Raw genomic sequence first — 26846 nt, forward strand, 5'->3', positions numbered from 1 at the left:
CACAGGTAGACCGGACTCCGGTCTAAACCGGCCGGGATCAGTAGTCTTCCTGCCCCTGCTGCCAGGCTTTGGCCAGGTTGCCGAAGCGGGTGAATTGCGCCTCGAATGTCAGGGTCACGGTGCCGATGGGGCCGTGGCGCTGTTTGCCGACAATGACATCCGCCTTGCCATGCAGGCTCTCCATCGCCTGCTTCCACTCTTCCATCCTGTCCAGCTCGTGGTCGCCCGGCTTTTCCCGTTCCTTGTAGTATTCCTCTCGGAACACAAACATCACCACGTCGGCGTCCTGCTCGATCGAGCCGGATTCCCGCAGGTCCGACAGCTGCGGGCGTTTGTCTTCGCGGTTTTCCACCTGACGCGACAGCTGCGACAGCGCGATCACCGGGATGTTCAATTCCTTGGCAATCGCCTTCATCCCCATCGAGATTTCGGCAATCTCGTTCACCCGGTTTTCGGCCATGCCGCGGCACAGCTGCAGATAGTCGATCACCAGAAGGTCCAGCCCATGCGTCCGCTTCAGGCGGCGCGCCCGTGCGGCCAGCTGCGAAATCGGAATTGCAGGCGTGTCGTCAATGAACAGCGGGCAGCTTTCCAGATCCTTGGCCGCCTGCACAAAGCGGCGGAATTCGCCTTCGGTCATGTCGCCCTGGCGGATCTTGTGCGATGAAATCTCAGACGCTTCCGCCAGAATACGCCCGGCCAGCTGCTCGGCGCTCATCTCGAGGCTGAAGAAGCCAACCACGCCGCCGTCCAGTGCGCCCTCCGAACCGTCGGGTTTTATCCCGCGTTTATAGGCCTTGGCGACATTAAAGGCGATGTTGGTCGCCAGCGACGTCTTGCCCATAGAGGGGCGGCCCGCGAGGATCAGAAGGTCCGAGGGATGCAGGCCGCCAAGTTGTTTGTCGAGGTCCATCAGGCCCGTCGAGATGCCGGCCATGCCGCCACCCCGCTGATACGCCTCGTTGGTCACATTAACCGCTTCTGTGACGGCTTTCAGGAACGACTTGAAACCGCTTTCGGTCTGGCCCTGTTCGGCCAGCTGATACAGCGATTGTTCTGCCTCAACGATCTGCTCTTTAGGTTCTGATGCCACGTCAACGCGGCGCGCCTTTTCTGCAATGCTGTGGCCCAGGGCGATCAGCTCGCGCCGGATCGCCAGGTCGTAGATCATCTGTGCGTAATCCCGCACCGCAAAGGCCGAGATCGACGCGCCGGCCAGTTTGGCCAGATAGGCCGGACCGCCCAGCTCCTTCAGCCCCTCGTGGTCTTCCAGGAACGCCTTAAGCGTCACTGGCGAGGCCAGCGCGTTCTTGGAAATCCGCGCCGCGGCCACTTCATAGATCCGGGCATGCACCGGATCATAGAAATGCGACGAGTCGATGATCAGCGCGATCTTGTCATAGACCTCGTTGTTGGTCAGGATCGCACCCAAGAGCTGCTGTTCCGCCTCCACCGAATGCGGCAGTTCATTGTCCGGCATCGCAGATTGCGGTGCGGCAGGTTCCGGCATCGGGGCCGGAGGCGGCATATCGCCGTCGAAAGGGGTAATTTCGTTCATCACTGCTCTCGTCACTAAGCCCGCCTTATAGGGCGCCAAGGGCGTTTCTCCTATCTGGGAATCTCTGTGGATCCCTTGTGGATATCCGCACGGGGCCTGTGGGCTGTTTACCGGAAAGGCCAGTATGCCTGCCCTATGCAGACTATATGATGCGGCGCGATCTGGGAAGAAGTCTATATCTGCATCTCAATTGGCGCAGAATATGATTCGAGGCGGCTTTGTCCACAGGCCGCCCCGTAACACTTTCCCTGGCGTTAAGCGGATTTATGCGCGTCCTGCCAGGCGCGCGGATCCTTCAGGAAGGTTTCCACCTCATCCAGCGTCTCGGTGCTGAACGCGCCTTGCGCGCGGGCTTCGGCCAGCACATCCCACCAGGTGCACAGATAGTGCAGTTCCACCCCGTGATCGCCGAGGGTCTTGGTGGTTTCCGGGAAGATGTCGTAATAGAAAATCACTGCGGTGTGGCCGCAGCTGGCGCCGGTCTCGCGGATCGCATCGACAAACGACAGCTTCGATCCGCCATCGGTGGTCAGATCCTCGACCAGCAGCACCCGTTCGCCTTCGCTCATCGCACCTTCGATGCGGGCGTTCTTGCCATAGCCCTTGGGCTTCTTGCGCACATAGGTCATCGGCAGTGCCATGCGTTCGGCGACCAGGGCAGCAAAGGGAATGCCCGCAGTCTCACCGCCGGCGATATTGTCAAACGCCTCAAAGCCCGCGTTGCGCATCACGGTGACGGTCATGAAATCCATCAGCGTCGAGCGGATCCGCGGAAAGGAAATCAGCTTGCGGCAGTCGATATAGCTGGGCGAGGGCAGGCCGGAGGCCAGCGTATAAGGTGTCTCGGTGTTAAAGTTCACCGCACCGATTTCCAGCAGCATCCGGGCCGACAGGCGGGCGATTTCTTCTTGAGACGGATAGGACGAGGGGATCATGGCGGCAGGCATCCTTTGCGGCAGCGGTTTTGCTGTCCTTAAACCGGAACGCCGCCGGTTTGAACCCCCGGAAGGGCAGCAGGCCAATGCTGCCCTCTGATGTTCAGATCAGACCAAGTTCCATTCCTGAGGGGCTGGGTAGTCTTCGCAGGCCCAGAGTGTTTCAACAACGGGGGCAGGGGTGTCGATGCCGGCAGGCTGCTTGGCTGAAACGAGTACAGGCTACCATTCGGGCAATTCGAAATTGAAATCCGTTTCGTCCAGATCCGCCAGCTGCACATTTTCCAGCGTGATGGTGCTGCCGTGTACGTCCTCGATCACGACGTTTTCGCCGTCTTCCCGGATGTGGTTGTCCAGCAGATCGGTCATATCCGTGATGCTGGACACCGTGCTCAGGTCAATCTTTTCACCGCTGCTGGAGGCATCAAAGTCGGTAATGGTGTCGTCGCCAAACACGTCAAAAAACACAAAAGTGTCGTCGCCTGATCCGCCGGTCAAAAGGTCATCGCCATAGCCGCCATCGAGCTTGTCCCGCCCTTGCCCGCCATCGAGGGTATCCTTGCCGGAGTCTCTCTGGATCATCTCGCCAGAAGGTGCGGCGGCAAGGTATGAATATGGCCGCAAGAGCCATTCCTGAGTAATGGCACCGCCGCGCAGCACGTCATTGCCGTTGCCCCCGGCAAGGTGGTCGTCCCCGTGGCCGCCGCGCAGGGTGTCATGTCCTGCATTGCCGCCTATCCGGTCGTCCCCCTGCCACCATCCAGACTGTCCCTGCCTCTGCCGCCGTTCAGCCTGTCTTCGCCCCTTTGGCCGGACAACGTGTCATGGCCTGAATTTCCGGCCAGCTTGTCGCTGCCGGACCCGCCTTTCACAACGTCGTCGCCCGCGCCGCCTTTGATGGTGTCAGCCCCGGCACCGCCCTTCAGCGTATCATCCCGGTCGGTTCCGATGAGCCTGTCGCGTTGCGATACGTCCACCGTGCCCAGGGCCCACTCCAGGACTTGACCGGGTTGCAGGGAGGTGGTGACAGGGGATCGCTGGGTGATCGAGCCTTCAAAGGCCGCGTAGTCGCTGTAACTGCCAATCTCCGGCAGCGGATCGCCGCTCAGCGCGTAGACAGCCTGGTAAACACTCATGCTGTGCATTGTCAGAACCACGGTCTTGCCGCCGTCCCACGAAATTTCTGACAGCGAGTATCCAGCGTCCAGCGTGCCATACTGCGTTCCGTCAGCGGCCTCGCCTTGGGTCCGCGTCAGGCCGGAAACGTGATCACCGGGTTCGATATCAACCTTGTCTTCGTGAGCCCGGGTTGGCGAAAACGTAAACCCTTCGCCATCCGGAACCGTCAGTCTGAGTTTCAGACCGGTCTGCACCCATCCCCCCCCGGCAGGATCGAACAAAGAATATTTACCTACGCCGAAGCCTGAAAGCGTATAGGTCGTCATAGGTGTTCACCCCAAAAAGAACTTATTTAAATCAAAGTTGAAAATACACCTGCCGGCTCGTCTTTCAAGTGTAAAGCGCCGACTGTTTGAAATAGCAAACAAAAGGCCCGTGCCGGAGCACAGGCCTTTTTTTACTGTCTTTCGCCGCCGGCTTTTCAGGGCGGCACCTGCGGTTCGGGATCAGAACAGAAAGTCGTTGCCGGACAGGTCTGCCACCGCGATGTCTTCCAGGGTGATTGTATTGCCCCGGTTGTCGCGGATCACCGCATCGCCGTCATCGTTTTCGGACAGATGGTTGTTCTTCAGATCGCGGAAGTGCTTGATGGTTGCGACATCAGACAGGTCGATCTTTTCTTTACGCCCCGCCGTCGAGAAGTCGGATACAGTGTCGTCACCAAAAGTGCCTTTGAAAATGAACCGGTCTGCACCGCCTTCACCGGACAACAGATCGTTGCCGCCGTCACCATTGATCCTGTCCTTGCCGCCGCCGCCAAAAATCGTGTCACTTCCGCCCTTGCCGGACAGGGTGTCGTTGCCGGCCAGCCCCATAATGCGGTTGCCGGTGCTGCTGCCGGTAATCTTGTCGCCGCTGTCAGAACCGCGCGCGTTTTCGATGCTTTTCAGCGTGTCGCGGTCGCCAAAGCCGTCAATGGCAAAGCCTTTGGACAGGTTGACAGTTGCGCCGTCCTCGCCGCCATAGCGTTCGTCGCGGTCATAGCGGACCTCATCGCGGCCTTTGCCGCCTTTGATGGTGTCGTTGCCTTCGACCCCGCGGAAGGTGTTGTTTTTGCCGCTGCCGCTAAGACTGTCGTCAAAAGCCGATCCCCGCAGCACTTCGATGCTTTTCAGGGTGTCGGTTCTGCCCCAGCCGTCAGTTGCTTTGCCGGTGCCAAGATGCGCAGTCACGCCATTGGGGTCCCCGGTAAAGGAGACCTGGTCAAAACTGCCAGCGCCGCCGTTATAAGTATCGCGTCCGTCGGAGCTGGAGAAATAGTCGTCTCCCTTGCCGCCGTTAAAGATGTTGCGGCCGGGAGTGCCCCAGAATTCATCGTCCTGGCTTCTGGTTGCGCCGTCGATTGACGACCATGGAATGTTCTGCCCGGGTCCAAAGGCGCCGGTGGGGTCCGACAGGTCCGAGATCGAGGCATTGAAAGCAGTCCAATCGGACAGAGTGCTGACATCCGGTATCTGCGGCCCGTCGATAACAAAGTAAAACTCGGTGTCGCTGTTTCCACCGGTTTCAAAGGCAAGGATCAGCACCGTGCTGGTGCCGCCGGACCAAGTCACGCGGGTGATCTGGGTTTCTTCCGATACCACCGGAAAATTCGGTGCGTCCAGGTTCGTTCCGTCCGCGATGATCTGCTGGATATCGTCGGCTACATTGATGATTGCGACGCCGTCCTCATCATGGCCGGTGATCGAATAGGAAAATGCCGACGACGCAGAGGAAACGATGATTGATGCGTCGATCTCTTTGGCAGCTACAGCATCGCCGTTTTCGTAATCAACCCGAAGCCCGCTGAACGTAAATGTTGTCATACCCTTGCCCTTCACCGGAAAACAGCCAGCTGCAGCCGCTGGCGGAAATTAATGGCCAGGAAACTGAATGAAGACGCTGATTCCCGGCAAGGGCAAGGTTAAATGAAACCAAGGGATAATAAACAGGTGTTGCTATTCCGCACGCCAGTGAACATCAAATCCCGGATCGAACACGGTGACAGGCCCATCGCCGGTCTCAATCTTCTCTGGGAAGACCACCGGTGCATCGCTCTTGGCTAAGCTCAGTATCTCGCTGCTCACCGGCAGGCCGTAAAACGCCGGACCGTTTTCCGAGGCAAAGCCCGCAAGCTTGTCCAGCGCGCTCTCTTCCTGGAACACATGCGCCAGCAGGGACATGGTGTTGGTGGCGGTGAAACAGCCGGCACAGCCGCAGCCGCTTTCCTTGTTCGGATCGGTATGGGGCGCGGAATCGGTACCCAGAAAAAACCGCGCATCGCCCGAGGTGGCGGCAGCGCGCAACGCCAGACGGTGATCTTCGCGTTTGGCGACCGGCAGGCAATAGTAATGCGGCTTGATGCCGCCCACCAGGATGTGGTTGCGATTGATGATCAGATGGTGCGTGGTGATCGTCGCCCCCAGATCTGCGGCATTGGATTTCACATAATCGACGCCGTTTTTGGTGGTGATATGCTCCATCACCACGCGCAGGCCGGGGGTGGATTTGCGGATCGGGTCCAGGACCCGGTCGATGAACACCGCCTCGCGGTCGAAAATATCAATATCGGGGTCAGTCACTTCGCCATGCACGCACAGCGGCAGGCCGATCTCAGCCATCTTTTCCAGCACGCCGCGCACCTTGCTGAAATCGCTGACGCCCGAGGCCGAATTGGTGGTGGCCCCCGCCGGGTACAGTTTCACGGCCTTGACCAGCCCGCTGGCGTGCGCCGCGGCGACGTCCGCGGGGTCGGTGTCCTCGGTCAGGTACAGTGTCATCAGCGGTTCAAACGCCATGTCCGCGGGCAGCGCCGCCAGAATGCGGTCGCGGTAGGCCGCGGCCTGCGCCCCGGTCACCACTGGCGGCACCAGGTTCGGCATGATGATTGCGCGGCCGAAATGGCGGGCGGTTTCGGGCAGCACGGCCTCCAGCATCGCGCCATCGCGCAGATGCAGGTGCCAATCGTCGGGGCGGGGGATGGTCAGCGTCTGGGTCATGCTGCCCGCCTAGCACAGAGGCGGGCAGAAAAGAAGCGGATGAATGCGCCCGGGACAGGCGCCGCTCAGGGCTTTGCAGGAAAGGTGAACTCGCCTTCTTCGGCGCGGGTTTCCAGTTCCTGCAGGCGGCGGCGGAACCGCGGGGCCCGCATCCGCTCGGTCACATTGCGGCACAACAGCGCCATCAGGAACGGGCGGTCCTGCCGTTCCAGGTTTTTCAGCAGATTGCGCAGGAAGAAAGAATTGTTGCGGCGGCTGCGCAGCAGCTTGTGAAAGGCGCCGCCGGTCAGCTTGCGGCTGCCTGCCAGCGACAGAATGTGATACAGCATCTCCATTTCGATCAGCCGGGTCTGCACCGCATCGCCCAGATGCGGCACCCGCAGCCGCGTCACGTTCTTGCGTGCAAACAGCGAGGCATGCATGGCGTCCAGCTGTTCCTGCGGGTCATAGATCACATAGGCCTGATCAGCGGCGTCCAGCATGTCAGGCGCATAGCCGTACCGGTCGGTGAAGGACAGGCGCCGCATATCGGCAAACCGGTCATCCCATTCGGTCATCCGCGGGTCCAGCGTCGCCTGCGGCTGCACTGCAACCACCACCGCACCCGGCGAGGCCACCGAATAGGCTGCCGCCGCATAACCGCAGGGGCCCGCGCCATAAAAGATCACTTTGTCGAACTCGTCGAAAAACCCGTCGTCGATCAGCTGGTCGAAAAAACCATAGATACGGCCTTCGCGGAACCAGGTGTCGCCGTCCGAGACCACGCACATATGCGACCAGCCCAGGTTCTTCACCAGGTCAAACCCCAGCGGCTGCGCCTGATCCGACAGGTTATGAATGCCCTGCATGGTCTCAAACGTCACCAAAAGCGTATTGCCCTGGTCGATAAAAGTGGCGAAATGCTTGTCGCCAAGCGGCTGGTACATGCCATGTTCTTCGGCCAGGGCCGCCATCCGGGCCTTCCACTGGGCAGGCTTCAGCCCGGAAAGGTCTTCATCCAGATTTTCAAGTCCGTCCTGCATGCCTGCTGTCCTCTTTGCCCCAAAGGGTTCCTGCCTGCTGTTTGGATTTACATTTAGGTGACAATTAAGGCCAAAATTGGAAAAACCCATGCCTGAATGAGGCAGCGCGCGGTTCTTTCGGCGGCCTTTTGCCAGTGTCGGCAGCAATGCCTCAGCTGTTGTCCTTCGTGGGCTGCGGAGCGGCTTGATCCGGAATGGCAAAGCTGCGCAGCAGATCGGCGGCTGCCGGGCTTATCGGGCGGGCAGGGGGCGTCATCAGCAGCCGCGCGAACAGCGCCCGATAGGGTTCCTGTGTCATCAGCCCGGCAAACCGGGCATGGCGCCAGGCCACTGCTCCGCGGTGCAGCCGGGCCAGGTCCGGATCCTCCATCAGCCCGGCCTGAAGACCCGCGCAGTCTGTGCCGTAACGGGCGATAGAGGTATCCTCGGCGCTGCAGTAATTGCGCTCAACCCAGTAATCCATGCCCAGCTCCGCCTGCCGGTTGACCCTTCCGCGGTCGGCCTTCAGCACATAGCTTTCCATCGCCCCCAGCGGGTAATGATTCAGCTGCGCCAGCCGCCCGTTGGGCTGGCCGTAATTGGAAAACAGCCGCTTGGTCTTAAACGCCTTGCCCAGTTCGCGGCCTTCGCAGTCATACCAGCGGAAGCTGTCCAGCTGCGCCGCGCTGCGGATATCGCGGGGCCGGTGAACCCCGCATTTCCTGTAGGTGCCGTCATTGCGGTATAGCGTCTTGAACATCACCGCCCGCCATGGCCAGTGAATGACCTCCGGCGCGCAGCGGGTGAATTGCGCGGTCACCGGCGCATCCTTATACCGCACGGCGCCTGCGTTGCCGAACAGCCGCCAGGTCAGCGTCACCGCATCGGCCTCAGGCAGCGCCGCCAGCAGATCCGCCACTTTGCCATCGCCGGTCTTGATGCAGGCGAATTCGTCGATATCCAGCACCAGCACCCAATCGGCCTGCTTCATCAGCGGATGCCGGTCGGCCTGCTTCAATGCGGTGAACTGAATGCCGCCCTTGTCATACGGGCCTTCATTGCGGGCATGGACGAGCTGACCCATGTCCTGCAACCGGTCCAGCATGTGATCGGTGCCGTCCTGGCAATCGTTTGAGAACACCAGGAAATCGGTAAACCCTGCAGCCCGGTGATGGGCCAGCCATTCCAGCAGGAACGCGCCCTCATTGCGCACGCACAGAATTGCCAGAACCCGCATCGGCTTCAGTCCTGCCCGCTGACCAAGACGCCGCGCTGCGCTGCCGGGTGATACCGCTTCAGGGGTTGGTTTTTCATGGCTCGGCTTTCTTTCCGCTTCGCCGCCAGTCTTATCCAAAGGCCGCTGCAATACAAACCCTTCCCGCGGCCGCCGCAGCGTCTTCGCAGCGCACGGCTTGACCGATGGCGCGCTGCATGGCCTTTTGACCTTGGCAAAGGGAGGCACAACATGCAGCAGGCGCAATCCATCGGTCAGGTTCAGCAGATGCTGGCAGAGCAGGGCTATGTCTGCGGCAGGTCTCTGGCCACTGTGGTGTTCCTGTCGCTGAAACTGGGCCGCCCGCTGTTTCTGGAGGGCGAGGCCGGCACCGGCAAAACCGAGATCGCCAAGGCCATTGCCGCCGCACTGGGCCGCCGCCTGATCCGGCTGCAATGCTACGAGGGGTTGGATGCCGCCAGCGCCGTCTATGAATGGAATTTCGCCGCCCAAATGGTCGCCATCCGCACCGCCGAGGCCGCAGGCAGCGCCGAACGCGCCGCCCTGCAGGCGGAACTCTTCTCCGCCGATTACCTGATCGAACGCCCGCTGTTGCAGGCGATGCGCCCCGATGAGCACGGCGCCCCCGTCCTGCTGATCGACGAAATCGACCGCACCGATGAACCGTTCGAGGCTTTCCTCCTGGAGGCGCTCAGCGATTTCCAGGTGACGATCCCCGAGCTTGGCACCATCCACGCCCCGGAGCCGCCAATCGTCATCCTCACCTCCAACCGGACGCGGGAAGTGCATGACGCGCTGAAACGCCGCTGTCTCTATCATTGGGTCGACTACCCGGATTTCCCCCGCGAGGTCGAAATCCTCAACGCCCGCGCGCCCAAGGCCAGCCAGAAGCTCAGCCGCGAAATCGTCGCCTTCGTGCAATCCTTGCGCACCGAAGACCTGTTCAAGAAACCGGGGGTCGCCGAAACAATCGACTGGGCCAATTGCCTGCTGGCCCTCGACGTGATCGCCCTCAGCCCCGAGGTCATCGCAGACACCCTGGGCGCCATCCTCAAATACCAGGACGACATCGCCCGCCTGCACGGCTCCGAGGCCAAACGCATCCTGGATCAGGCCCGGGCAAGCCTGGATGCGGCCTGATGGTTCATCTTTCCAGAAATACTCCGGGGGTTTGGGGGCAGCGCCCCCATGAGCTGCCCTAGTGCCTGACACTCCGCCGTTCACCCTGCCGGACCACCCCAAGCTGGTCCAGAACCTCACCCATTTCGCCCGCGCCCTGCGCAAGGCGGGTCTGCCGATCGGTCCGGGCCGGGTGCTGGATGCGGTACAGGCGGTGGCCGCCGCAGGATTCACCAGCCGGACGGATTTCTACTGGGCCTTGCACGCCTGTTTCGTGACCAAGCCCGAGCAGCGGGCGGTCTTCGCCCAGGTCTTCCGCCTGTTCTGGCGCGACCCGCGCTATCTGGAACACATGATGGCCGCCATGCTGCCCGCTATCCGCGGCGTACAGGAGGACCGCGCCGCCAAACCGGCGGAAAAACGCGCGGCCGAGGCGCTGCTGGACGGTATGCAGGACCAGCCGGAGACACCGGACAATGATGAGGACGGCACCGAAGTTGAGGTGGACACCACCCTCACCATGTCAGCCGAAGAACGCCTCAGAACCCTTGATTTCGAACAGATGAGCACGTCAGAGATTGCCGCCGCCAAACGCATCCTTGCGCAGCTCACCCTGCCGGTAACACCGATCCAGTCGCGCCGCCTGATGGCCTCAGTGCAAGGGACACGTCCCGACTGGCGCCGCACTTTGCGCAATACAGCCCGCCAGGGCGGCGAATTGCAGCAGATCGCCCGCGCCAAGCGCCGCATCCGCTGGCCAAATCTGGTGGTGCTTTGCGATATCTCCGGCTCGATGAGCCAGTACAGCCGCATCATCCTGCATTTCCTGCACGCCGCCGCCAATGCAAATGGACAAGGCTGGGCCAGGGTGCATGGCTTCACTTTCGGCACCCGGCTGACAAACATCACCCGCCATTTGGCGCAGCGCGACGTGGACGCGGCCCTGGCCGCAGCAGGATCAGAGGCGCAGGACTGGGAGGGCGGTACCCGGATCGGCGACTGCCTGCACGCCTTCAACCGGGACTGGTCGCGCCGGGTGATGGGGCAGGGCGCGGTGGTGCTTTTGATCACCGACGGGCTGGACCGCGGCGACCCGGAGGCTTTGGCCCGCGAGATGCAGCGGTTGCAGCTGTCGTCGCGCCGCCTGATCTGGTTGAACCCGCTGTTGCGCTGGGACGGTTTTGCCCCAAGGGCGCAGGGCATCCGCGCCATGCTGCCCTATACCGACAGTTTCCGCGCCGGCCATTCCATCGCCTCGCTGCAGGATCTGGCACAGGTGATCTCCAGCCCCTCCGATGCGGGCGAGAAAGCCAGGCTGATGGCAATGCTCGATTAACGAATTCCAGAAACGGAATGTCAATTGATCTGGATCAACCCGCTCCCCGCGTCCACGTTATATTCTGAAATCAGAATGTAACGTGCGAAAGGAGCTGACATGACTCTCAACTGGAAAGCCGGAGGCCTCATGCTGGGGCTGGTGTTCTTTCTGGCGGTGCTGCTGGTCAAACCCATCGGGGTTTCAACGCAATTTGTGATCCTGGACGGCATTATCGCGGATGCGGTGTTCCCCGGACTGGTGACAGAAACCGCCGAAGGCACCACCTCCACCAACGCCTATCTGGCAAAATCCGGCGGCAAATATGCCAGGGCCGTCTCCAGCCCGCTGAACTACAGCTTTGTTTTTGTGCTGGCGATGGCGCTGGGCGGGTTGCTGTCGGCCAGGCTGCGCGGCGGCATCCCGCAGGCTGAGCGGACAATCCCCGCGCTCTGGCATGCCAACTTCGGCGGCTGCCGGATGAAACGCTACGCCGCGGCTTTCCTGGGCGGATTCATCGTGCTGTACGGCGCGCGCCTCGCTGGCGGCTGCACCTCGGGGCACATGATGTCCGGCATGATGCAAACCGCGCTCTCCGGCTATATCTTCGCCGCCGGTGCCTTTGCCGCCGCCATCCCCGTCTCGCTGCTGCTGTTCAAAAAGGAGGCCTGAGCCATGACAACCATCTTATTGGCAATTGTGACCGGCGCCGCCTTTGGTGCGGTGCTGGACCGGATCGGGGCGTCGAACCCCGGCTTTATCGGCAAGATGCTGAACCTTACCAATCTGAACCTCGCCAAAGCCATCCTGCTGGCAATCGGCACCGGATCGGTGCTGATGTTCGGCGGCCAGATGGCGGGGCTTGTCGATGTCGGCCATATGTCTGTGAAGACCGCCTATGCCGGCGTTTTCATCGGCGGGCTGATGCTGGGTGCCGGCTGGGCGTTGTCGGGCTATTGCCCTGGCACCGGCGTTGTCGCCGCCGCTTCGGGCCGCAAGGACGCGCTGTTCTTCATCGCGGGCGGGCTCTTGGGCGCGGCTGCGTATATGGCAACCTACCCGTCGTGGAAGGCCAGCGGCCTTTTGGACAGCATCGCGGGCGGCAAGGTCACCCTCGGCACCGTTCCAGGCGCCAAATACGAGGGGCTGACTGCGCTGCCCGGCGATCTGCTGGGCATCATTCTGGGCCTTGGTTTCATCGCACTGGCCTTTGCCCTGCCGCAGCGGCTGGTGCCGCAAAAGGCTGAACTGCAGCCGGCGGAATAACCACCGCACCCAAGCAAACCCCAAGCGCCCGCCTGGTCCGGCGGGCGTTTTCTGTTTGGACGCCGCAACTTCCCGCTTGAATCCAAGCCAACGAACCCCGACCTTTGAGGTTCAAAGCCGGGCAAACCGGCGGGGAGGACGCCGCATGCACACCGCAAACCCGTTTGAGAACGCGCCTGAGACAGCCCTGGAATGGCACCGTTCCGGTTCAGGCGCGGCGCTGGCCACCGTGGTGCAGACCTGGGGATCCGCCCCGCGCCGCACCGGTTCGCAGCTGGCGGTCTCAGGGGATGGCAAGATCGAAGGCTCCGTCTCCGGCGGCTGCGTCGAGGGCGCCGTGGTGGCCGAAGCACTTGATGCACTGCAGGACGGCCGCCACCGCTTGCTGGAATTCGGCGTCAGCGACGCGGACGCCTTTGCCGTCGGCCTGGCCTGCGGCGGCACCATCAAGGTGCTGGTGGAGCCGGTCGGCTCGGCGCTGCCCGCGGACCTGCTGCAAGAACTGGCAGAGGCCCGCGCCAACCGCACGCCCGTGGCCTATGAGGTGAACCTTGCCACCGGCGCCCGCCGCCTGGTCCGCGAGGGATACCCCGACCGGATGCGCCTGGACCGCTCAGGCCTGGAAGACGACGGCGAAACCTTTGTGGCCGTTCACAACCCGCCGCTGCGTCTGGTCTGCGTCGGCGCGGTCCACATCACCCAGGCGCTGGTGCCGATGGCGCGGATCGCGGGGTATGACGTGGTGATCATCGACCCGCGCGCCGCCTTTGCCTCGCCGGAACGCTTCCCCGGCGAGATGCTGATGGACGACTGGCCGGACGAGGCGGTGGCAAAGCTCGGTCTCGACAGCCGCACCGCGCTGGTGCTGCTTACCCATGATCCGAAACTGGACGATCCGGCGCTGCAAGCGGCCCTGAAGGCAGATGTGTTCTACATCGGCGCGCTGGGATCGAAGAAAACACAAGCCGCCCGGGTGGCGAGGATGCAGGGCGCCGGCTTCAGCGAAACCCAAATCAAACGTATCCACGGCCCTATCGGCCTTGATATCGGCGCCGCAGGCCCTGCGGAAATCGCCGTGTCCATCCTGGCCGAAATGACTGCCGTGCTGCGCGGCAAGCAGCCATGAGGTTCGGGCCCGTCCCGCTGCAACAGGCCAAGGGCGCCATCCTCGCGCATTCCTTGCAGGGCGCCAGCCGCAAGGTCGCCAAGGGTACGGTGCTGAGGGCCGATGACCTCCAGGACCTCGCCGCAGCGGGTCATGAAACCCTGACCGTCGCCCGGCTCGACCCAGCCGATCTGCACGAAGACGCCGCCGCAGCTGCGCTTGGACATGCGCTGGTACCGGACCCGTCGGCGCAGGGCGTTCGCATTTCCGGTGCAGGTACGGGCCGGGTGAACCTCTATGCTGACCGCTCTGGTCTGGTGCGGCTGGACCGGGCCAAGCTGGAAGCCGTCAATGCGGCGGACCCGATGATCACCGTTGCCACCGTGCCGGATTATCACCGCGCCGATGCGGACGGGATGCTGGCCACAATCAAGATCATCTCCTATGGCGTCGCCGCCGACGCCATCCGCCGCGCCAGCGAAGGCGCAGGGGATGCGATCCGGGTGCTGCCGCCGGTGTTCTCCTCCGCCACGCTGATTGAAACGCAGGTGAGTGACGAGACGCCGCCGGACAAAGGCCGCGCTGCGATGGCCGGGCGCCTGCACCGGATGGGCATCCCCCTGTCGCCGCGCATTGTGGTGCCGCACCGAGAGGACGCGCTGGCAGAGGCCATCACCCGGGCACCGGGGCAGCTGGTGCTGGTGCTGACCGGCTCGGCGACTTCAGACACCCACGATGTCGCACCTGAGGCTTTGCGCAAAGCAGGCGGCAGCGTCACCCGGTTCGGGATGCCGGTCGATCCCGGCAACCTGTTGTTTCTGGGCATCTTTCAGGACAGGCCTGTCATTGGCCTGCCGGGCTGCGCGCGCTCTCCGGCGCTCAACGGCGCCGATTGGGTGCTGGAGCGGGTGATTTGCGGCCTTCCGGTCACCTCTGCCGATATTGCCGCGATGGGCGTCGGCGGCCTGCTGAAGGAAATCCCCACCCGCCCGATGCCGCGCCGCGATGCAGAAGGTTGAATGCGGCGCTGCGGCACGTGATTTGTGACGCAAGGTCACAACCCTAGGCAGGCCCCTCTGACGCGAATTTTACCGCCGGCACCGCCCTGAAAACACTTCGCGGATCGCTGCCGCCGTGGTTAACTCCCCCCAGCCAGACAAAAACAAGCTAAAGGGAGGGTACTATGGCCAAGGTCTCAATGACCGTGAACGGCAAGGCTGCCAGCGGCGATGTGGAAGGGCGTACGCTGCTGTCCGCATTCCTGCGCGAGGAGCTGGGCCTGACCGGCACCCATGTGGGCTGCGACACCAGCCAGTGCGGCGCCTGCGTTGTGCATGTGGACGGCCAGGCGGTGAAAGCCTGCACCATGCTGGCGCTGGAGGCCGAGGGCGCGCAGGTCGCCACCATCGAAGGGCAGGCCAATGCCGACGGCTCGCTGAATACAATCCAGCAGGCGTTCCAGGACCACCACGGGCTGCAATGCGGCTTTTGCACGCCGGGCATGGTGATGTCGGCAGCAGCGCTGCTGAAGGACAACCCCAAACCCACCGAGGCGGAAATCCGCGACTACCTTGAGGGCAACCTGTGCCGCTGCACTGGCTACCACAATATCGTCAAGGCGATCCTGGCGGCCTCGGGCCAGGATGTATCGGCCATCGCGGCAGAGTGACAGATGACGACCCCAGGCCGACAGGGAGCGGCCTGAGTTGAACAAGGAGTGATTACCAAGAGGTGCGCCACGGCAGCACCCTCCAGGGAGGAAGATCCAGACATGCCCAAGGACAATGACAGCGGCATCGGCGCCAGCCCCAAGCGGCGCGAGGACGTGCGGTTCCTGACAGGAGCCGGAAACTATACCGACGACATCAACGTGCACGGTCAGGCCCATGTGCATTTCCTGCGCGCCGATGTGGCCCATGCGGCCATCAATTCGATCGACACCAGCGCCGCCGAGGCGATGCCCGGCGTGGTGAAAATCTTCACCGGCGCCGATTTCACCGAGGTCGGCGGCATCCCCTGCGGCTGGGGCGTGACCGACCGCCACGGCAACCCGCAGCAGGAGCCGCGCCACCCGATCATCGCTGACGGCACCATCCGCCACGTGGGCGAGATTGTCGCCGCGGTCGTGGCCGACACGCCGGAACAGGCCCGCGATGCGGCGGAAGCGATTGAGCTGGACCTCAGCGACAAGCCCGCGGTTGTGAATATGGCCGGTGCTTTGGCGGACGGCAGCACCAAGGTGCATGAGGATCTGACCTCAAATCTCTGTTATGACTGGGTGTTTGGCAATCCGGATGACGACGCTGTGCAGGCAGCCTTTGACAGCGCCGCGCATGTGACCACGCTGGAGCTGATCAACAACCGCCTGGTCGCCAACCCGATGGAGCCGCGTGTGGCAATCGGAGAATACGCCCGCGGCACCGATGAATACACGCTGCACACCACCAGTCAGAACCCGCATGTGATCCGGCTTTTGATGTGCGCCTTTGTGCTGGGCCTGCCGGAGCACAAGGTCCGCGTGGTGGCCCCGGATGTGGGCGGCGGCTTCGGCTCCAAGATTTTTCACTATGCCGAAGAGGCCTTTTGCACCCATGCGGCCAAGGCCTGCGGGCGGGCGGTGAAATGGACCTCGACCCGGTCCGAAGCGTTCATCTCGGACGCCCATGGCCGCGACCATGTGACCAAGATCGAATTGGCGCTGGATGCGGATAATAATTTTACCGCGCTGCGCACCAATACGATGGCCAATATGGGCGCCTACCTGTCGACCTTCTCAACCTCGGTGCCCAGCTACCTGCACGGCACCCTGATGGCGGGCAACTACAAGACGCCGGTGGTGCAGGTGAACGTGAAATCCGTCTTCACCAACACAGTGCCGGTGGATGCCTACCGCGGTGCCGGCCGGCCCGAGGCGACCTATCAGCTGGAGCGTGTCATCGACAAGGCCGCGCGGGAGCTGGGCGCCGATCCGATTGCCCTGCGGCGTCAGAACTTCATCACTGAGTTCCCCTATGAAACCCCGGTGGCGCTGACCTATGACACCGGCGACTACGTTGCGACTATGGATAAGCTGGAACAGGTCGCCGATGTGGCAGGCTTTGCTGCCCGCCGTGCGGCAAGCGAAGCCAAGGGCAAGCTGCGCGGCTTTGGTGTGAACTGCTACATTGAGGCCTGCGGCATCGCACCCTCGAACATCGTTGGCATGCTGGGCGCGCGGGCGGGTCTGTATGACGCCGCCACCGTGCGGGTGAATGCGACCGGGACCATCAGCGTCTTTGTCGGCGCGCATTCGCACGGGCAGGGGCATGAGACGTCCTTTCCGCAGGTGGTGGCCGAGATGATCGGCATCGATGAAAGCATGATCGACATCGTGCATGGCGACACTGGCAGGGTGCCGTTCGGCATGGGCACCTATGGCTCGCGCTCGATTGCGGTCTGCGGTTCGGCGATGGTGCGGGCGACCGAGAAGATCATCAGCAAGGCCAAGAAGATCGCTGCCCATCTGATGGAGGCATCTGATGCCGATATCGAGCTGAAGGACGGCCAGTTCACTGTTGCGGGCACTGATAAATCAGTGGCCTGGGGCGACGTGACCCTGACCGCTTACGTGCCGCACAACTACCCGTTAGAGGAACTGGAGCCAGGGCTGGAGGAGACCGCATTTTACGACCCCGCGAACTTCACCTATCCGGCCGGCGCCTATGCCTGCGAGGTGGAAGTGGATCCCGACACCGGCAAGGTGACGATCCAAAGCTTTGCGGCGGCGGATGATTTCGGCAATATTATCAACCCGATGATCGTTGACGGCCAAGTCCACGGCGGGCTGGGGCAGGGTATTGGCCAGGCCTTGCTGGAAAACGCTGCCTATGACGAAGACGGGCAGTTGCTGTCGGCGTCCTTTATGGATTACGCGATGCCCAGGGCTGATGACGTGCCGTTCTACCAGGTGGACCATTCCTGCCAGACGCCCTGCACCCACAATCCATTGGGCGTGAAGGGCTGCGGTGAGGCCGGTGCCATCGGCTCGCCGCCAGCGGTTGTCAACGCGGTGGTCGATGCACTGCAGTCGGCAGGCAAGAATGTCACCCATATCGACATGCCGCTGTCGCCCTCGCGGGTCTGGGCGGCGATGAACGGGTAAGGGTTCATGGGGCGCTGCCCCCATACCCCCGGAGTATTTTTCGGAAAGATGAAAGCCGGCGGGCCGGTTTTCAGAAAGGATACGAAATGTATGAATTCGAGTTCGAGAAACCTGCGACAGTGGCCGAGGCGGTGGCGGCGCTGGCGGATGAGGACGCGCAGGCGCTGGGCGGCGGGCAGACGCTGATCCCGACGCTGAAACAGCGGCTGGCGATGCCGTCGAAACTGGTGAGCCTGGCGGGCATAGAGGGGATGAAGGGTGTCAGCGGCGGTGACGGGATGCTGAGCATCGGTGGCGCCACCACCCATGCGGAGGTGTCCGAAGCTGCGGCAGATGCCTATCCGGCATTGGCGGCATTGGCGGGGCAAATCGGCGATCCGGCAGTCCGGAACCGCGGCACCATCGGCGGCTCATTGGCCAACAACGACCCCGCAGCCTGTTATCCGGCGGCGGCGCTGGGCAGCGGTGCAACGATTATGACCAACCGGCGCGAGATCACCGCGGATGACTATTTTCGCGGGCTGTTTGAGACCGCTTTGGAAGACGATGAGATCATCACCGCGGTACGCTTTCCGGTGCCGCAGAAGGCCAGTTATCAGAAGTTCCTGCAGCCGGCCTCGCGCTTTGCCTTGGTCGGGGTGTTTGCGGCGAAATATGCGGCGGGCGTACGGGTGGCGGTGACCGGCGCCTCAGAGGAGGGCGTGTTCCGCTGGAGTGAGGCCGAAGCCGCGCTGGATGCGGATTTTGCGCCGGAGGCGCTTGCTGGCCTCAGCGTGGATGCCGGCGGCATGATGGCGGATCTGCATGGCTCCAAAGCCTATCGCGCCCATTTGGTCGGGGTGATGGCCAAACGCGCCGTGGCGGCGGCTGCTTGATGGTTTGAACAAAGCAGGCACCGGGATGCCGGTGCCTGCCGAATGCGTCGGCTAGTGCCGCAGGTAGCCGGAGATTTCCTCCAGCAATGTCTGGGTCTTGCCTGACAATTCGCGGATTTCGGTTGCGATCACCGCAAACCCCTTGCCCATATCGCCGATCCGCGCCGCCTCGATCGAGGCGTTGAAGGAGATGAACTTGATGTTGCGGCCGACCCCTTCGGCATTGGCGATGGTTGTGCGCATGTTCTGCTCGCGCTCTTCTTCGCGCATCTTCTGGGCGTCGCATAAGGTCTGGACCATCTGGCTGAGAAAGCCGGAGACAGCTGGTTCCAGCCGGTAAAGGCAGAGGCCCGCAAGGTCCGGGATCCGGCGCACATTTTCCAGCGGGCCGCCTTCGGGCCGGGAGGTGGCGCTGTGCAGGGGGCCGAGCACGTCCAGGCAGGCTTGGCGTTTGGCTTCCAGATCCTTGGGTAGGCTGTAGCTGCACTCCTGCAACAGGCTGTCCAGGCCGCTGCTGAGCATCGCATGGGCCGCCGCAATGCGCTGTACCGACAAGGTCAGAACGTCCGTGGCGCTGCCGGCATCCGTGCCTTTCGGATCCTGGGCCAGGGCTAGCAGCGACAGCGCGGCGATCCGGCTGGGGCCGACGGCCATGAAAGCGGTGTTCTGTACGTCGGATAAACTTTTCATGCCTGCACCTTAGTGACCATGCAGACCCTTCTACCGGGCAGGCGTTAAGGCAGCGCTAACTGCGATGGCTTTGGCAAAAGAAAAGCCCCGCAGCGGCACTGCGGGGCTGGATACCTGTCTTGAAGGCGGCCGGATTACTTGTTCGGCAGCGGGCCGATCATCATGATCATCTGACGGCCTTCCATCTTGGGCATGTTCTCGACCTTGCCCAATTCCTTGATGTCTTCCGCAACCCGTTCCAAAAGCTCGCGGCCCAGGTTCTGGTGCGCCATCTCGCGGCCCCGGAAACGCAGAGTGACTTTCACCTTGTCGCCGTTTTCCAGGAACTTGTAGACGTTGCGCATTTTCACATCATAGTCGTGAGTGTCCGTGTTGGGACGGAACTTGACCTCTTTGACCTCGATGATCTTTTGCTTCTTGCGGGCTTCGCTCTCGCGTTTCTGCTGTTCATACTTGAACTTGCCAAAGTCCATGATCTTGCACACGGGCGGGTTGGCATTGGGCGAGATTTCCACCAGATCCAATCCGGCCTCGGCGGCCATTTCCATGGCTCTGGCGGGGGTCACAACCCCTGCGTTATCGCCATCGGCGCCAATCAGGCGGATTTCGGAGGCACGGATTTTTTCGTTGACGCGCGGGCCGGTGTCGCGTTGCGGCGGCGCGTTATGAGGTCTGCGGGCTATGACTGCGATCCTTCTGTCATTGCAAAAAGTGCGGGAACGCTACTGCCCCCGCGCATGTGATTCAAGGCTTATAGGCGGTATGGCGGCAGGAAAGCCGCATTTCAAGGCCGCATATTGCAAATGGCCCCGAAAACAGGCGCGAACCCTGGCCGGACGGCAGCGTGGCGCTGCGGGACAGCATCCTGAAAAGACCGGAATGCGGCGGGGTTCCGCCAGTTGCAGGACCGGCCGGCGGCAGCTGGCCGCCCGTGATGCAGGCTTGGCAAACTTCCCCCTTGAGTGCTGCGCTGCCGCGCGCCATCTGGCAGGCAGATGCTGCGGATGGCGCGGCCAGGCCGGCCAAGCCGGTAAACGGAAGGAGTGTATTATGAAACAGTTATTGATCCTGATTGCGCTGGGAGCTGCTGCCGTGGGCGGATATGTGCTGCTGAACGGCCAGGACGCGCAGGACCCGGCACCTGCTGAGGTGCCGGCCGTGCAAGAAGAACAGAGCAGCACAGCGCCGGAAGCGGCAGACGAGGACAGCACGGCGCCGGCCGAGCAGGCGGTGGAAGATGCGGCGGACGCCGTTGAGGGCGCCATCGAATCCGGTGCCGAAGCTGCCGGCGCAGCTGTTGATGCGGTGCAGGACACCGTAAGCGAGGCCGCAGAAGCGGCGGCAGAAACTGCAGGGGATGCGGTTGATGCGGCCCAGGGCACGGCGGGTGCTGCATCGGATGCCGTCCAGGACACCACAGACGCTGCCACCGATGCCGCCGCCGGCGTTGCGGATGACGCTGCGGATGCCGCAGGCTCTGCTGTGGATCAGGCGGGCGAGGCTGCCACCGGCGCGGCAGAGACCGCTGCCGGCGCGGCTGAGGCTGCCCAGGACGCCGCATCCGAGGCGCTGGACAATGCAGCCGGCACCGCACAGGAACTGCTGAACCAACCCGGTTCGGCGGAAACCGAAAGCACTGCAGGCAGCGAGTGAGCCAGGCCGTAAGCTAAGCCAGGCCGTAAGCCAAGTGTGGCCGCAAGGCACAAAACGCATCCGGCGGCAGGCATCATGCCTGCCGCCGGACGTCTGCGGCCTGAATTGACTGCCGCGGATCAGTGGGGGCGGGCCTGCGCTTGCTGCGCAACACGGGCCATATGGTCCAGCGGCGCCTGGCCGCCGGGCTGCGGCTGCGGCGCCAGGAAGGCCAGGAAGGTCTCCCAGCCGGCACTGTTGCCGCCTTGTTTGCGGGCGCGCTGGATTTGCAGCTGGGCCACCCCGATCAGATCCAGCGGCTTGACGCCGTCATAGGCGCTGCCGGTGATGCTTGCCAGATGGCTGCGGAACCGCTTGCCCATCGAATTCAGCAGCAGCATCGGCGAGGTCACCGGATGGCCGGCCTGCACCAGCGCGTCAAACATTTCGTCAATGTCGCCGGGGGCAATGGCGCGCGCATCATAGCGGGCCTTGACGCTGGCAATCCGCTCCGCGGCTGTCGGCTGCACCTGGCCGGGACGGGCCTGGAACCCTGCAACAGCTGCCTTGACGCGGGCTTTGCCAGCCTCTGTTCTGACGGACTGGAAAACAGGCGGCTGCCCCGAGGTCAATTCGTTCTGCATTTCTTGCTGCTCCGTTCTGGATCTCAGTAACCGGAATACAGAATCATCCCCAACAAAAGATAAACGGGAGGCGGCAGCCTCCCGTCAAAACAGTGTCAAAATCGGGGCAGCCGCAGCCGCTCTCCGGCGCAGGATCAGTCGAGAAAGGCTTTTTCGACCACGAAATGCGCTGGTTTCGAATTGGCACCTTCTTCCAGCCCGTAAGTATTCTCGAACAGGTCCTTGAGTTCCAGATTGAAGGCCAGGTTGCCGCAGATCATTGCGCGGTCGCTTTCCGGGTTCAGCGGCGGCACGCCAAGCTCGGCAAACGCCTCGCCCGAGCGCATCAGGTCGGTGATCCGTCCCATCTTGGGGCTCTCTTCGCGGGTGGTGGTCGGGTAGTATTTGATCTTCTTCCAGAAGCCTTCGCCGATCACCTCGTTCAGCAGCTCGTCTTGCTTCAGGCTTTCGATCAGTTCGCGGCCATAGGTCAGCTCACCCGCCGTGCGGCAGGTGTGGGTGATGATCACCTCGTCGTAATCCTCGTAGGTCTGCGGCTCGCGCAGAAGGCTCGCAAAGGGCGCAAAACCGGTGCCGGTGGCAAAGAACCAGATCCGCTTGCCGGGCAGCAGCGCGTCATGCACCAGGGTGCCGACGGGTTTGGGGCGCAGGATGATCTCATCGCCCGGCTGGATGTGCTGCAAGCGCGAGGTCAGCGGGCCGTCTTCCACCTTGATCGAGTAGAACTCCATTTCCTCGTCCCAGCTGGGCGAGGCGATGGAATAGGCGCGCAGCAAGGGTTTCACCTTGCCGGTCTTGGGATCGGGATCGTTCATCAGGCCGATCATCACAAATTCGCCCGAGCGGAACCGCAGCGAGGCCGGGCGGGTCACCTTGAAGGAGAACAGCTTGTCGGTCCAGTGCTTCACCTCAGTGACGGTCTGGGCATCGGGCAGGGCGGGCTTTGCCTTTTCGGGCGCGGCGTTGGTTGCAATGTCGGTCACGGGTGTCATCTCATTCATCGGGTCCACTGCCGGAGGAGTAGCCGGCACCTCTGATTAGTCTTTGATACAGGTCAGGAAAACCCCCTGTTTTGCGAAACCGGCCCCGCGCTGGACGCAACGGAACCGGTCTGGCAAGGGTTTTCCCAGGCTCGGGAGGGCTGGCTTAGCGGGCAGCAGTGCTGCCGCGCAGGCGGGCCTGATAGCTGTGGTCTTTCCAGTTGGCACGGGCGAGCCACTGGTCTTCGGGCTGGCGGGCGGCCAGATCGTCGGACAGCTCAACCTCGTCAAAGCCGGAGCGGCGGGCCATGGCATACTGGTCGGCAATCACATGGCCAAAGGCGCGCAGGCGGCCCTGATAGCCCCGCAGCCGCAGCTGGCGGGCCAGGGTAAAGCCGCGCCCGTCGGCAAAGCTGGGGAAGGCAACCCGCACCAGCTCGACGCCGTCCAGCGACACGTCGTTCAGATTGGCGTCGGAGGCCAGTTCAAGCACATCAGCGCCTTCAAAGCCGGTGGTCCAGTCGTCGGGGGCAAAACCCGTGTCGGTCACGATAACAGTCATCTCACTCACGCTCCTGTGCGTACCATTTGGCCGTCCACAACATGGATGCCGCATTCTTCTTTGTTTTCCCCGCGCCACCGGCCGGCGCGCGGGTCTTCGCCTTCTTTGACCGGGCTGGTGCAGGGCGCGCAGCCGATCGACGGATAGCCCTTGGCCACCAGCGGATGGCGGGGCAGGCGGTTTTCATCCATGTAGGCGCGCACGTCCTCGGGCGCCCAATGGGCCAGCGGGTTGATCTTGAGCCGTCCGGTGCCCTCTTCGACCTCGAAGAACTCCAGCGCTGCGCGGGTGCCGGCCTGGAACCGTTTGCGGCCCGTAATCCAGCCGTCATAGCCCGCCAGCGCCTTTTGCAGCGGGATCGTCTTGCGCAGGGCGCAGCAGGCGTCCTTGTCGCTGAACTTGAGGGCCCCATAGGGGTCCTTTTCGGCGATATCATCGGCGCGGATGATGCGCAGATTGCGCAGGCCCAGCCGCTCGCTCACTTCCTGCTGATAGATCAGCGTCTCGGTGAACAGCAGTTCGGTGTCGACAAACACGACAGGGGTCATCGGGTCGATGACCGCAGCCATATGCAGCAGCACCACAGATTCCGCACCGAAAGACGAGACCAGAGCGATATGCCCCGCGTCCTGCAATGCGCCCTGCATCACCGAGGTGGCCGAATGGTGGCGGAAGCGCGCATTCAGCGCCTCCGCCTTGGCGGCCAGCTCCCGGTCCCGGGGCTGACAGGCTCCCCGGCGGGTTTGTTTCCGGCTGTGTGAAACATGGGTCAGGCGACCTTTTTCTGGGCCTCGGGATAAAGTGCTGCCTTGAACGGCTCCATGCCGATCCGGCGGTAGGTCTCAAGGAAGGTTTCCTCAGACCCCTCACGCTGGGCCATGTAGACCTCGACAATGCGCTCTACTGCGGGCACGATCTCGTCATAGGCAAAGCCAGGACCGGTGCGGGTGCCGATGGCCGCCGTCTCGGTGGCGTCGCCGCCCAGGGTGATCTGGTAGTTCTCCACCCCCGCACGGTCCAGGCCCAGGATGCCGATGTGGGCAACATGGTGATGGCCGCAGGCGTTGATGCAGCCCGAGATCTTGATCTGCAGATGGCCGATGTCGTGCTCCATCTTCAGTTCGTCAAAGCGGGTTGCGATTTCCTGTGCGACCGGGATCGAGCGGGCGGTTGCCAGCGCGCAATAATCCATGCCGGGGCAGGCGATGATATCCGAGATCAGGCCGATATTGGCAGTGGCCAGACCGTTTGCCTTCAGCGTGGCGTGGATTGCGGGCAGGTCGTTCTTGTGGACATGCGGCAGTATCACGTTCTGCTGGTGGCTGATGCGCAGCTCGTTATAGGCGTATTGCTCACCCAGATCAGCCATCACCCGCATCTGCTCGGCAGTCGCGTCGCCCGGGGTTTGCCCATGCGCCTTGATCGAGATGGTCACGATGGCGTGGTCGCCCTTGCGGTGTTCGGCCAGATTGGTGTCGGCCCAGGCGCGGAACACCGGGTCGTTTGCGTAAGCCGCATCAAAGGCTTCGGTGGAACCGGAGCGGAACTCCGGCGCCTGGAAATGCGTCTTGATCTCGGCCAGCTGCTGCTGGTCGGTGCCGTCGTACTGGCCGCGGATCGCCATAAATGCTTCTTCGGTCATCGCGCGGTAGGTGTCGATGCCGTTTTCGGAGACGGTGATCTTGATGCGTGCCTTGTACTTGTTGTCGCGCCGTCCAAGCACGTTGTAGACGGTCAGAACCGACTCCAGATAGGGCAGCAGATCCGCCTGCGGCAGAAATTCGCGCAGCACCTGGCCGATCATCGGGGTGCGGCCCAGGCCGCCGCCGACGACAACCTTAAAGCCCACCTTGCCGCCCTGTTCCACCACCTGCAGACCCACGTCATGCGCCTTGATCACGGCGCGGTCGTTGCCGCTGCCGGTGATGGCGATCTTGAACTTGCGGCCCAGGAACTGGAATTCCGGGTGGTCGGTGGACCACTGGCGGATCAGCTCGGCATAGGGGCGGGGGTCGGTCAGCTCATCCGCGGCGGCACCAGCGAAATGGTCGGCGGTGGTGTTGCGGATGGTATTGCCCGAGGTCTGGATGGCGTGCAGGCCAGCCTCACCCAGCGCGTCCAGCATATCCGGAATGTCGCGCAGTTTCGGCCAGTTGTACTGGATGTTCTGACGGGTGGTGAAATGGCCATAGCCCTTGTCCCACTTTTCCGCCAGCAGCGCCAGGGTGCGCATCTGGGCGGAATTCAGGGTGCCGTAAGGCACCGCAACCCGCAGCATATAGGCGTGCAGCTGCAGGTAAACGCCGTTCATCAGGCGCAGCGGCTTGAACTCATCCTCGGTGAGGGAGCCGTCAATGCGGCGCTCGACCTGGGCACGGAACTGGGCGTTGCGTTCCGCCAGGAAGGCTTCGTCGAACTCGTTGTACTTATACATTGGCTTCAGCCTCCTGCTTGCCATGGAAGTAGTTCGAGGGCCGGTGCGGCGGAAATCCTCGCGGAAGTGGGTCGGCTCGGGGCCGTTCGGGCCTGCCTTGGCGTCGGCCAGATAGGCACCGACGATGCGGATGTTCTGCTTCTCCGCTTCCAGCAGGCGCAGCTGGGCGTCTGCCTCATCGGTGATCAGCTCGGCTTGCGCCAGGTCGCGGGTCCAGCTGTCGTCAGCGGTGAAATAGATCACGTCGCCCTCGAGCAGGTCGTTGGCGGTGATGACTTTGGGGTAAAGGCGCGGGCCATTATGCAAGCTCCGTTTTCAGGTCGTTCAGGGCGGCGGCCGCTTTGCGCGGCGCAAGACCCAGGAAGGTGAGGGCAGGGCCGTCAAGGCCAGCCGCATCAAGGTCGGCAGGCAGGCGGTCCAGATTGGTTTCCAGCACCCGCTGTTCAGCGCGCGAGGCGTTCTCGATAATGGTCACCGGCGTGGCGCGGTCAGCACCATGCATGATCAGGCGGCCCTGCACGAAACGGGCGGATTTCTTGCCCATGTAAATCGCGGCAACCTCGCCGGGGCGCGCAAGCGCAGCCCAGTCGTGATCGGCAAAACCGCTCATCGCGTGGCCGGTCAGAAACCGGACCGAGGTGTTGCGCCCGCGCTGCGTCAGGCTCTGGCCGATGCCGGCCGCGGCAGCCGAAGCGGCAGTGATGCCGGGAATGATCTGGGTTGCAATGCCGGCCGCTTCGCAGGCGGTCAGCTCTTCATCCAGCCGGGCAAAGACAGTGGGATCTCCGGCCTTCAGCCGCAGCACCTTGCGGCCGGCCTTGGCATGGGCGACCAGCCGCGTGTTGATCTCGTCCTGGCTGACCTGCGCACCAAAGCCTTCCTTGCCGACATTTTCCAGCAGCGCTTGCGGACCGGCCAGCGCCATGATTTCACCGCTGACCAGACGGTCATAGAGGATGACATCGGCCTCCTGCAGCGCACGCAGGGTTTTGACGGTCAACAGATCCGCGTCGCCGGGGCCGGAGCCTGCAAAAACAACCTGGCCTGCAACCATACAAGCCATGCTGCCGCGGGTGTAAGCGGTGGCGTTGGCAGCGTGTATATTATGTGCAGGCATCTTGGCGGCCTCTCCAGTGTGTTTGACTTGAGGTTAGATATAGGAAATATTCCCGGTATTACGCTATATACCTGCGGAAAT

At 62.7% G+C, this 26846-nt stretch carries 26 protein-coding genes; 10 read left to right on the forward strand and 16 right to left on the reverse strand.

The window, feature by feature from the left end; genetic code table 11:
* Window positions 1–37 precede the first annotated feature (37 nt).
* The 8 genes from ETW23_RS07135 to ETW23_RS07175 all read right to left on the reverse strand — a co-directional run bounded on the left by ETW23_RS07135 (window position 38) and on the right by ETW23_RS07175 (window position 8888).
* Window positions 38–1558, reverse strand: coding sequence for a replicative DNA helicase (locus ETW23_RS07135; protein ID WP_205877261.1), 1521 nt, complete (start codon window positions 1556–1558; stop codon window positions 38–40).
* A gap of 254 nt (window positions 1559–1812) precedes the next feature.
* Complete coding sequence (locus ETW23_RS07140) at window positions 1813–2493, reverse strand: orotate phosphoribosyltransferase (RefSeq protein WP_129371342.1); 681 nt, start codon at window positions 2491–2493, stop codon at window positions 1813–1815.
* Window positions 2494–2715: 222 nt separating this feature from the next.
* A complete protein-coding gene (locus tag ETW23_RS25800; protein ID WP_134829568.1) occupies window positions 2716–3117 on the reverse strand; it encodes a type I secretion C-terminal target domain-containing protein in 402 nt (133 codons plus the stop codon).
* Between the two features lie 110 nt (window positions 3118–3227).
* The gene (locus ETW23_RS07155) at window positions 3228–3866 is read right to left on the reverse strand and encodes a calcium-binding protein (RefSeq protein ID WP_254695164.1); all 639 of its coding nucleotides are present in this window, start codon (window positions 3864–3866) and stop codon (window positions 3228–3230) included.
* 252 nt (window positions 3867–4118) lie between these two features.
* A complete protein-coding gene (locus ETW23_RS07160; RefSeq protein WP_134829570.1) occupies window positions 4119–5477 on the reverse strand; it encodes a calcium-binding protein in 1359 nt (452 codons plus the stop codon).
* Window positions 5478–5609: 132 nt separating this feature from the next.
* On the reverse strand, window positions 5610–6650 hold the full coding sequence (pyrC, locus tag ETW23_RS07165; RefSeq protein WP_134829571.1) for a dihydroorotase: 1041 nt from the start codon (window positions 6648–6650) through the stop codon (window positions 5610–5612).
* Window positions 6651–6715: 65 nt separating this feature from the next.
* Window positions 6716–7672 (reverse strand): phosphoadenosine phosphosulfate reductase, encoded by a 957-nt coding sequence (locus tag ETW23_RS07170; protein WP_134829572.1) that lies wholly within the window; start codon window positions 7670–7672, stop codon window positions 6716–6718.
* A 151-nt stretch (window positions 7673–7823) separates the two neighbouring features.
* Window positions 7824–8888: a glycosyltransferase family 2 protein gene (locus ETW23_RS07175; protein WP_134829573.1), complete on the reverse strand. Its 1065-nt coding sequence runs from the start codon at window positions 8886–8888 to the stop codon at window positions 7824–7826.
* Window positions 8889–9116: 228 nt separating this feature from the next.
* On the opposite strand from ETW23_RS07175, the gene ETW23_RS07180 reads away from it, so the two are divergent.
* From ETW23_RS07180 to ETW23_RS07220, 9 genes are all read left to right on the forward strand, one after another.
* Window positions 9117–10025, forward strand: a complete 909-nt coding sequence (locus ETW23_RS07180) for a MoxR family ATPase (RefSeq protein ID WP_134829574.1) — start codon at window positions 9117–9119, stop codon at window positions 10023–10025.
* A gap of 61 nt (window positions 10026–10086) precedes the next feature.
* A complete protein-coding gene (locus tag ETW23_RS07185; protein WP_134829575.1) occupies window positions 10087–11340 on the forward strand; it encodes a VWA domain-containing protein in 1254 nt (417 codons plus the stop codon).
* Window positions 11341–11439: 99 nt separating this feature from the next.
* Window positions 11440–11991 (forward strand): YeeE/YedE thiosulfate transporter family protein, encoded by a 552-nt coding sequence (locus tag ETW23_RS07190; RefSeq protein ID WP_134829576.1) that lies wholly within the window; start codon window positions 11440–11442, stop codon window positions 11989–11991.
* Window positions 11992–11994: 3 nt separating this feature from the next.
* On the forward strand, window positions 11995–12585 hold the full coding sequence (locus ETW23_RS07195; protein WP_134829577.1) for a YeeE/YedE thiosulfate transporter family protein: 591 nt from the start codon (window positions 11995–11997) through the stop codon (window positions 12583–12585).
* Between the two features lie 145 nt (window positions 12586–12730).
* Window positions 12731–13711 carry an XdhC family protein gene (locus ETW23_RS07200; RefSeq protein ID WP_134829578.1) on the forward strand — a complete coding sequence of 327 codons (981 nt, stop codon included), beginning with the start codon at window positions 12731–12733 and terminating at the stop codon, window positions 13709–13711.
* On the forward strand, window positions 13708–14709 hold the full coding sequence (locus ETW23_RS07205; protein WP_134829579.1) for a molybdopterin-binding protein: 1002 nt from the start codon (window positions 13708–13710) through the stop codon (window positions 14707–14709). Before ETW23_RS07200 ends, ETW23_RS07205 begins: the two co-directional genes overlap by 4 nt.
* A gap of 164 nt (window positions 14710–14873) precedes the next feature.
* Window positions 14874–15359, forward strand: coding sequence for a (2Fe-2S)-binding protein (locus ETW23_RS07210; RefSeq protein ID WP_129371331.1), 486 nt, complete (start codon window positions 14874–14876; stop codon window positions 15357–15359).
* A gap of 102 nt (window positions 15360–15461) precedes the next feature.
* Window positions 15462–17831: a xanthine dehydrogenase family protein molybdopterin-binding subunit gene (locus ETW23_RS07215; RefSeq protein WP_134829580.1), complete on the forward strand. Its 2370-nt coding sequence runs from the start codon at window positions 15462–15464 to the stop codon at window positions 17829–17831.
* A gap of 86 nt (window positions 17832–17917) precedes the next feature.
* Complete coding sequence (locus ETW23_RS07220; RefSeq protein WP_134829581.1) at window positions 17918–18706, forward strand: xanthine dehydrogenase family protein subunit M; 789 nt, start codon at window positions 17918–17920, stop codon at window positions 18704–18706.
* A gap of 51 nt (window positions 18707–18757) precedes the next feature.
* Here ETW23_RS07220 and ETW23_RS26550 read toward each other — a convergent pair whose 3' ends face one another.
* Together ETW23_RS26550 and infC are read right to left on the reverse strand one after the other, a co-directional pair.
* Window positions 18758–19396 carry a methyl-accepting chemotaxis protein gene (locus ETW23_RS26550; protein ID WP_129371328.1) on the reverse strand — a complete coding sequence of 213 codons (639 nt, stop codon included), beginning with the start codon at window positions 19394–19396 and terminating at the stop codon, window positions 18758–18760.
* A 134-nt stretch (window positions 19397–19530) separates the two neighbouring features.
* On the reverse strand, window positions 19531–20079 hold the full coding sequence (infC, locus tag ETW23_RS07230; protein ID WP_027258497.1) for a translation initiation factor IF-3: 549 nt from the start codon (window positions 20077–20079) through the stop codon (window positions 19531–19533).
* Between the two features lie 367 nt (window positions 20080–20446).
* Between infC and ETW23_RS07235 the strand changes: the two genes are divergently transcribed.
* Complete coding sequence (locus ETW23_RS07235; RefSeq protein ID WP_134829582.1) at window positions 20447–21049, forward strand: translation initiation factor 3; 603 nt, start codon at window positions 20447–20449, stop codon at window positions 21047–21049.
* Window positions 21050–21168: 119 nt separating this feature from the next.
* Here ETW23_RS07235 and ETW23_RS07240 read toward each other — a convergent pair whose 3' ends face one another.
* The 6 genes from ETW23_RS07240 to cobA form a co-directional block, all read right to left on the reverse strand.
* Window positions 21169–21672 carry a hypothetical protein gene (locus tag ETW23_RS07240; RefSeq protein WP_134829583.1) on the reverse strand — a complete coding sequence of 168 codons (504 nt, stop codon included), beginning with the start codon at window positions 21670–21672 and terminating at the stop codon, window positions 21169–21171.
* Between the two features lie 134 nt (window positions 21673–21806).
* Window positions 21807–22673, reverse strand: coding sequence for a ferredoxin--NADP reductase (locus tag ETW23_RS07245; protein WP_129371325.1), 867 nt, complete (start codon window positions 22671–22673; stop codon window positions 21807–21809).
* Window positions 22674–22818: 145 nt separating this feature from the next.
* On the reverse strand, window positions 22819–23214 hold the full coding sequence (locus ETW23_RS07250) for a DUF934 domain-containing protein (protein WP_134829584.1): 396 nt from the start codon (window positions 23212–23214) through the stop codon (window positions 22819–22821).
* A 5-nt stretch (window positions 23215–23219) separates the two neighbouring features.
* Window positions 23220–23921 carry a phosphoadenylyl-sulfate reductase gene (locus ETW23_RS07255; RefSeq protein WP_254695202.1) on the reverse strand — a complete coding sequence of 234 codons (702 nt, stop codon included), beginning with the start codon at window positions 23919–23921 and terminating at the stop codon, window positions 23220–23222.
* A 62-nt stretch (window positions 23922–23983) separates the two neighbouring features.
* Window positions 23984–25954, reverse strand: coding sequence for a DUF2849 domain-containing protein (locus ETW23_RS07260; protein WP_167738093.1), 1971 nt, complete (start codon window positions 25952–25954; stop codon window positions 23984–23986).
* Entirely contained in the window at window positions 25947–26702 is a 756-nt protein-coding gene (cobA, locus tag ETW23_RS07270; protein ID WP_134831276.1) for a uroporphyrinogen-III C-methyltransferase, read from the reverse strand. Before cobA ends, ETW23_RS07260 begins: the two co-directional genes overlap by 8 nt.
* Between the last annotated feature and the right edge of the window lie 144 nt (window positions 26703–26846).

The organism is Leisingera sp. NJS201 (assembly GCF_004535885.1).
Lineage (GTDB): Bacteria > Pseudomonadota > Alphaproteobacteria > Rhodobacterales > Rhodobacteraceae > Leisingera.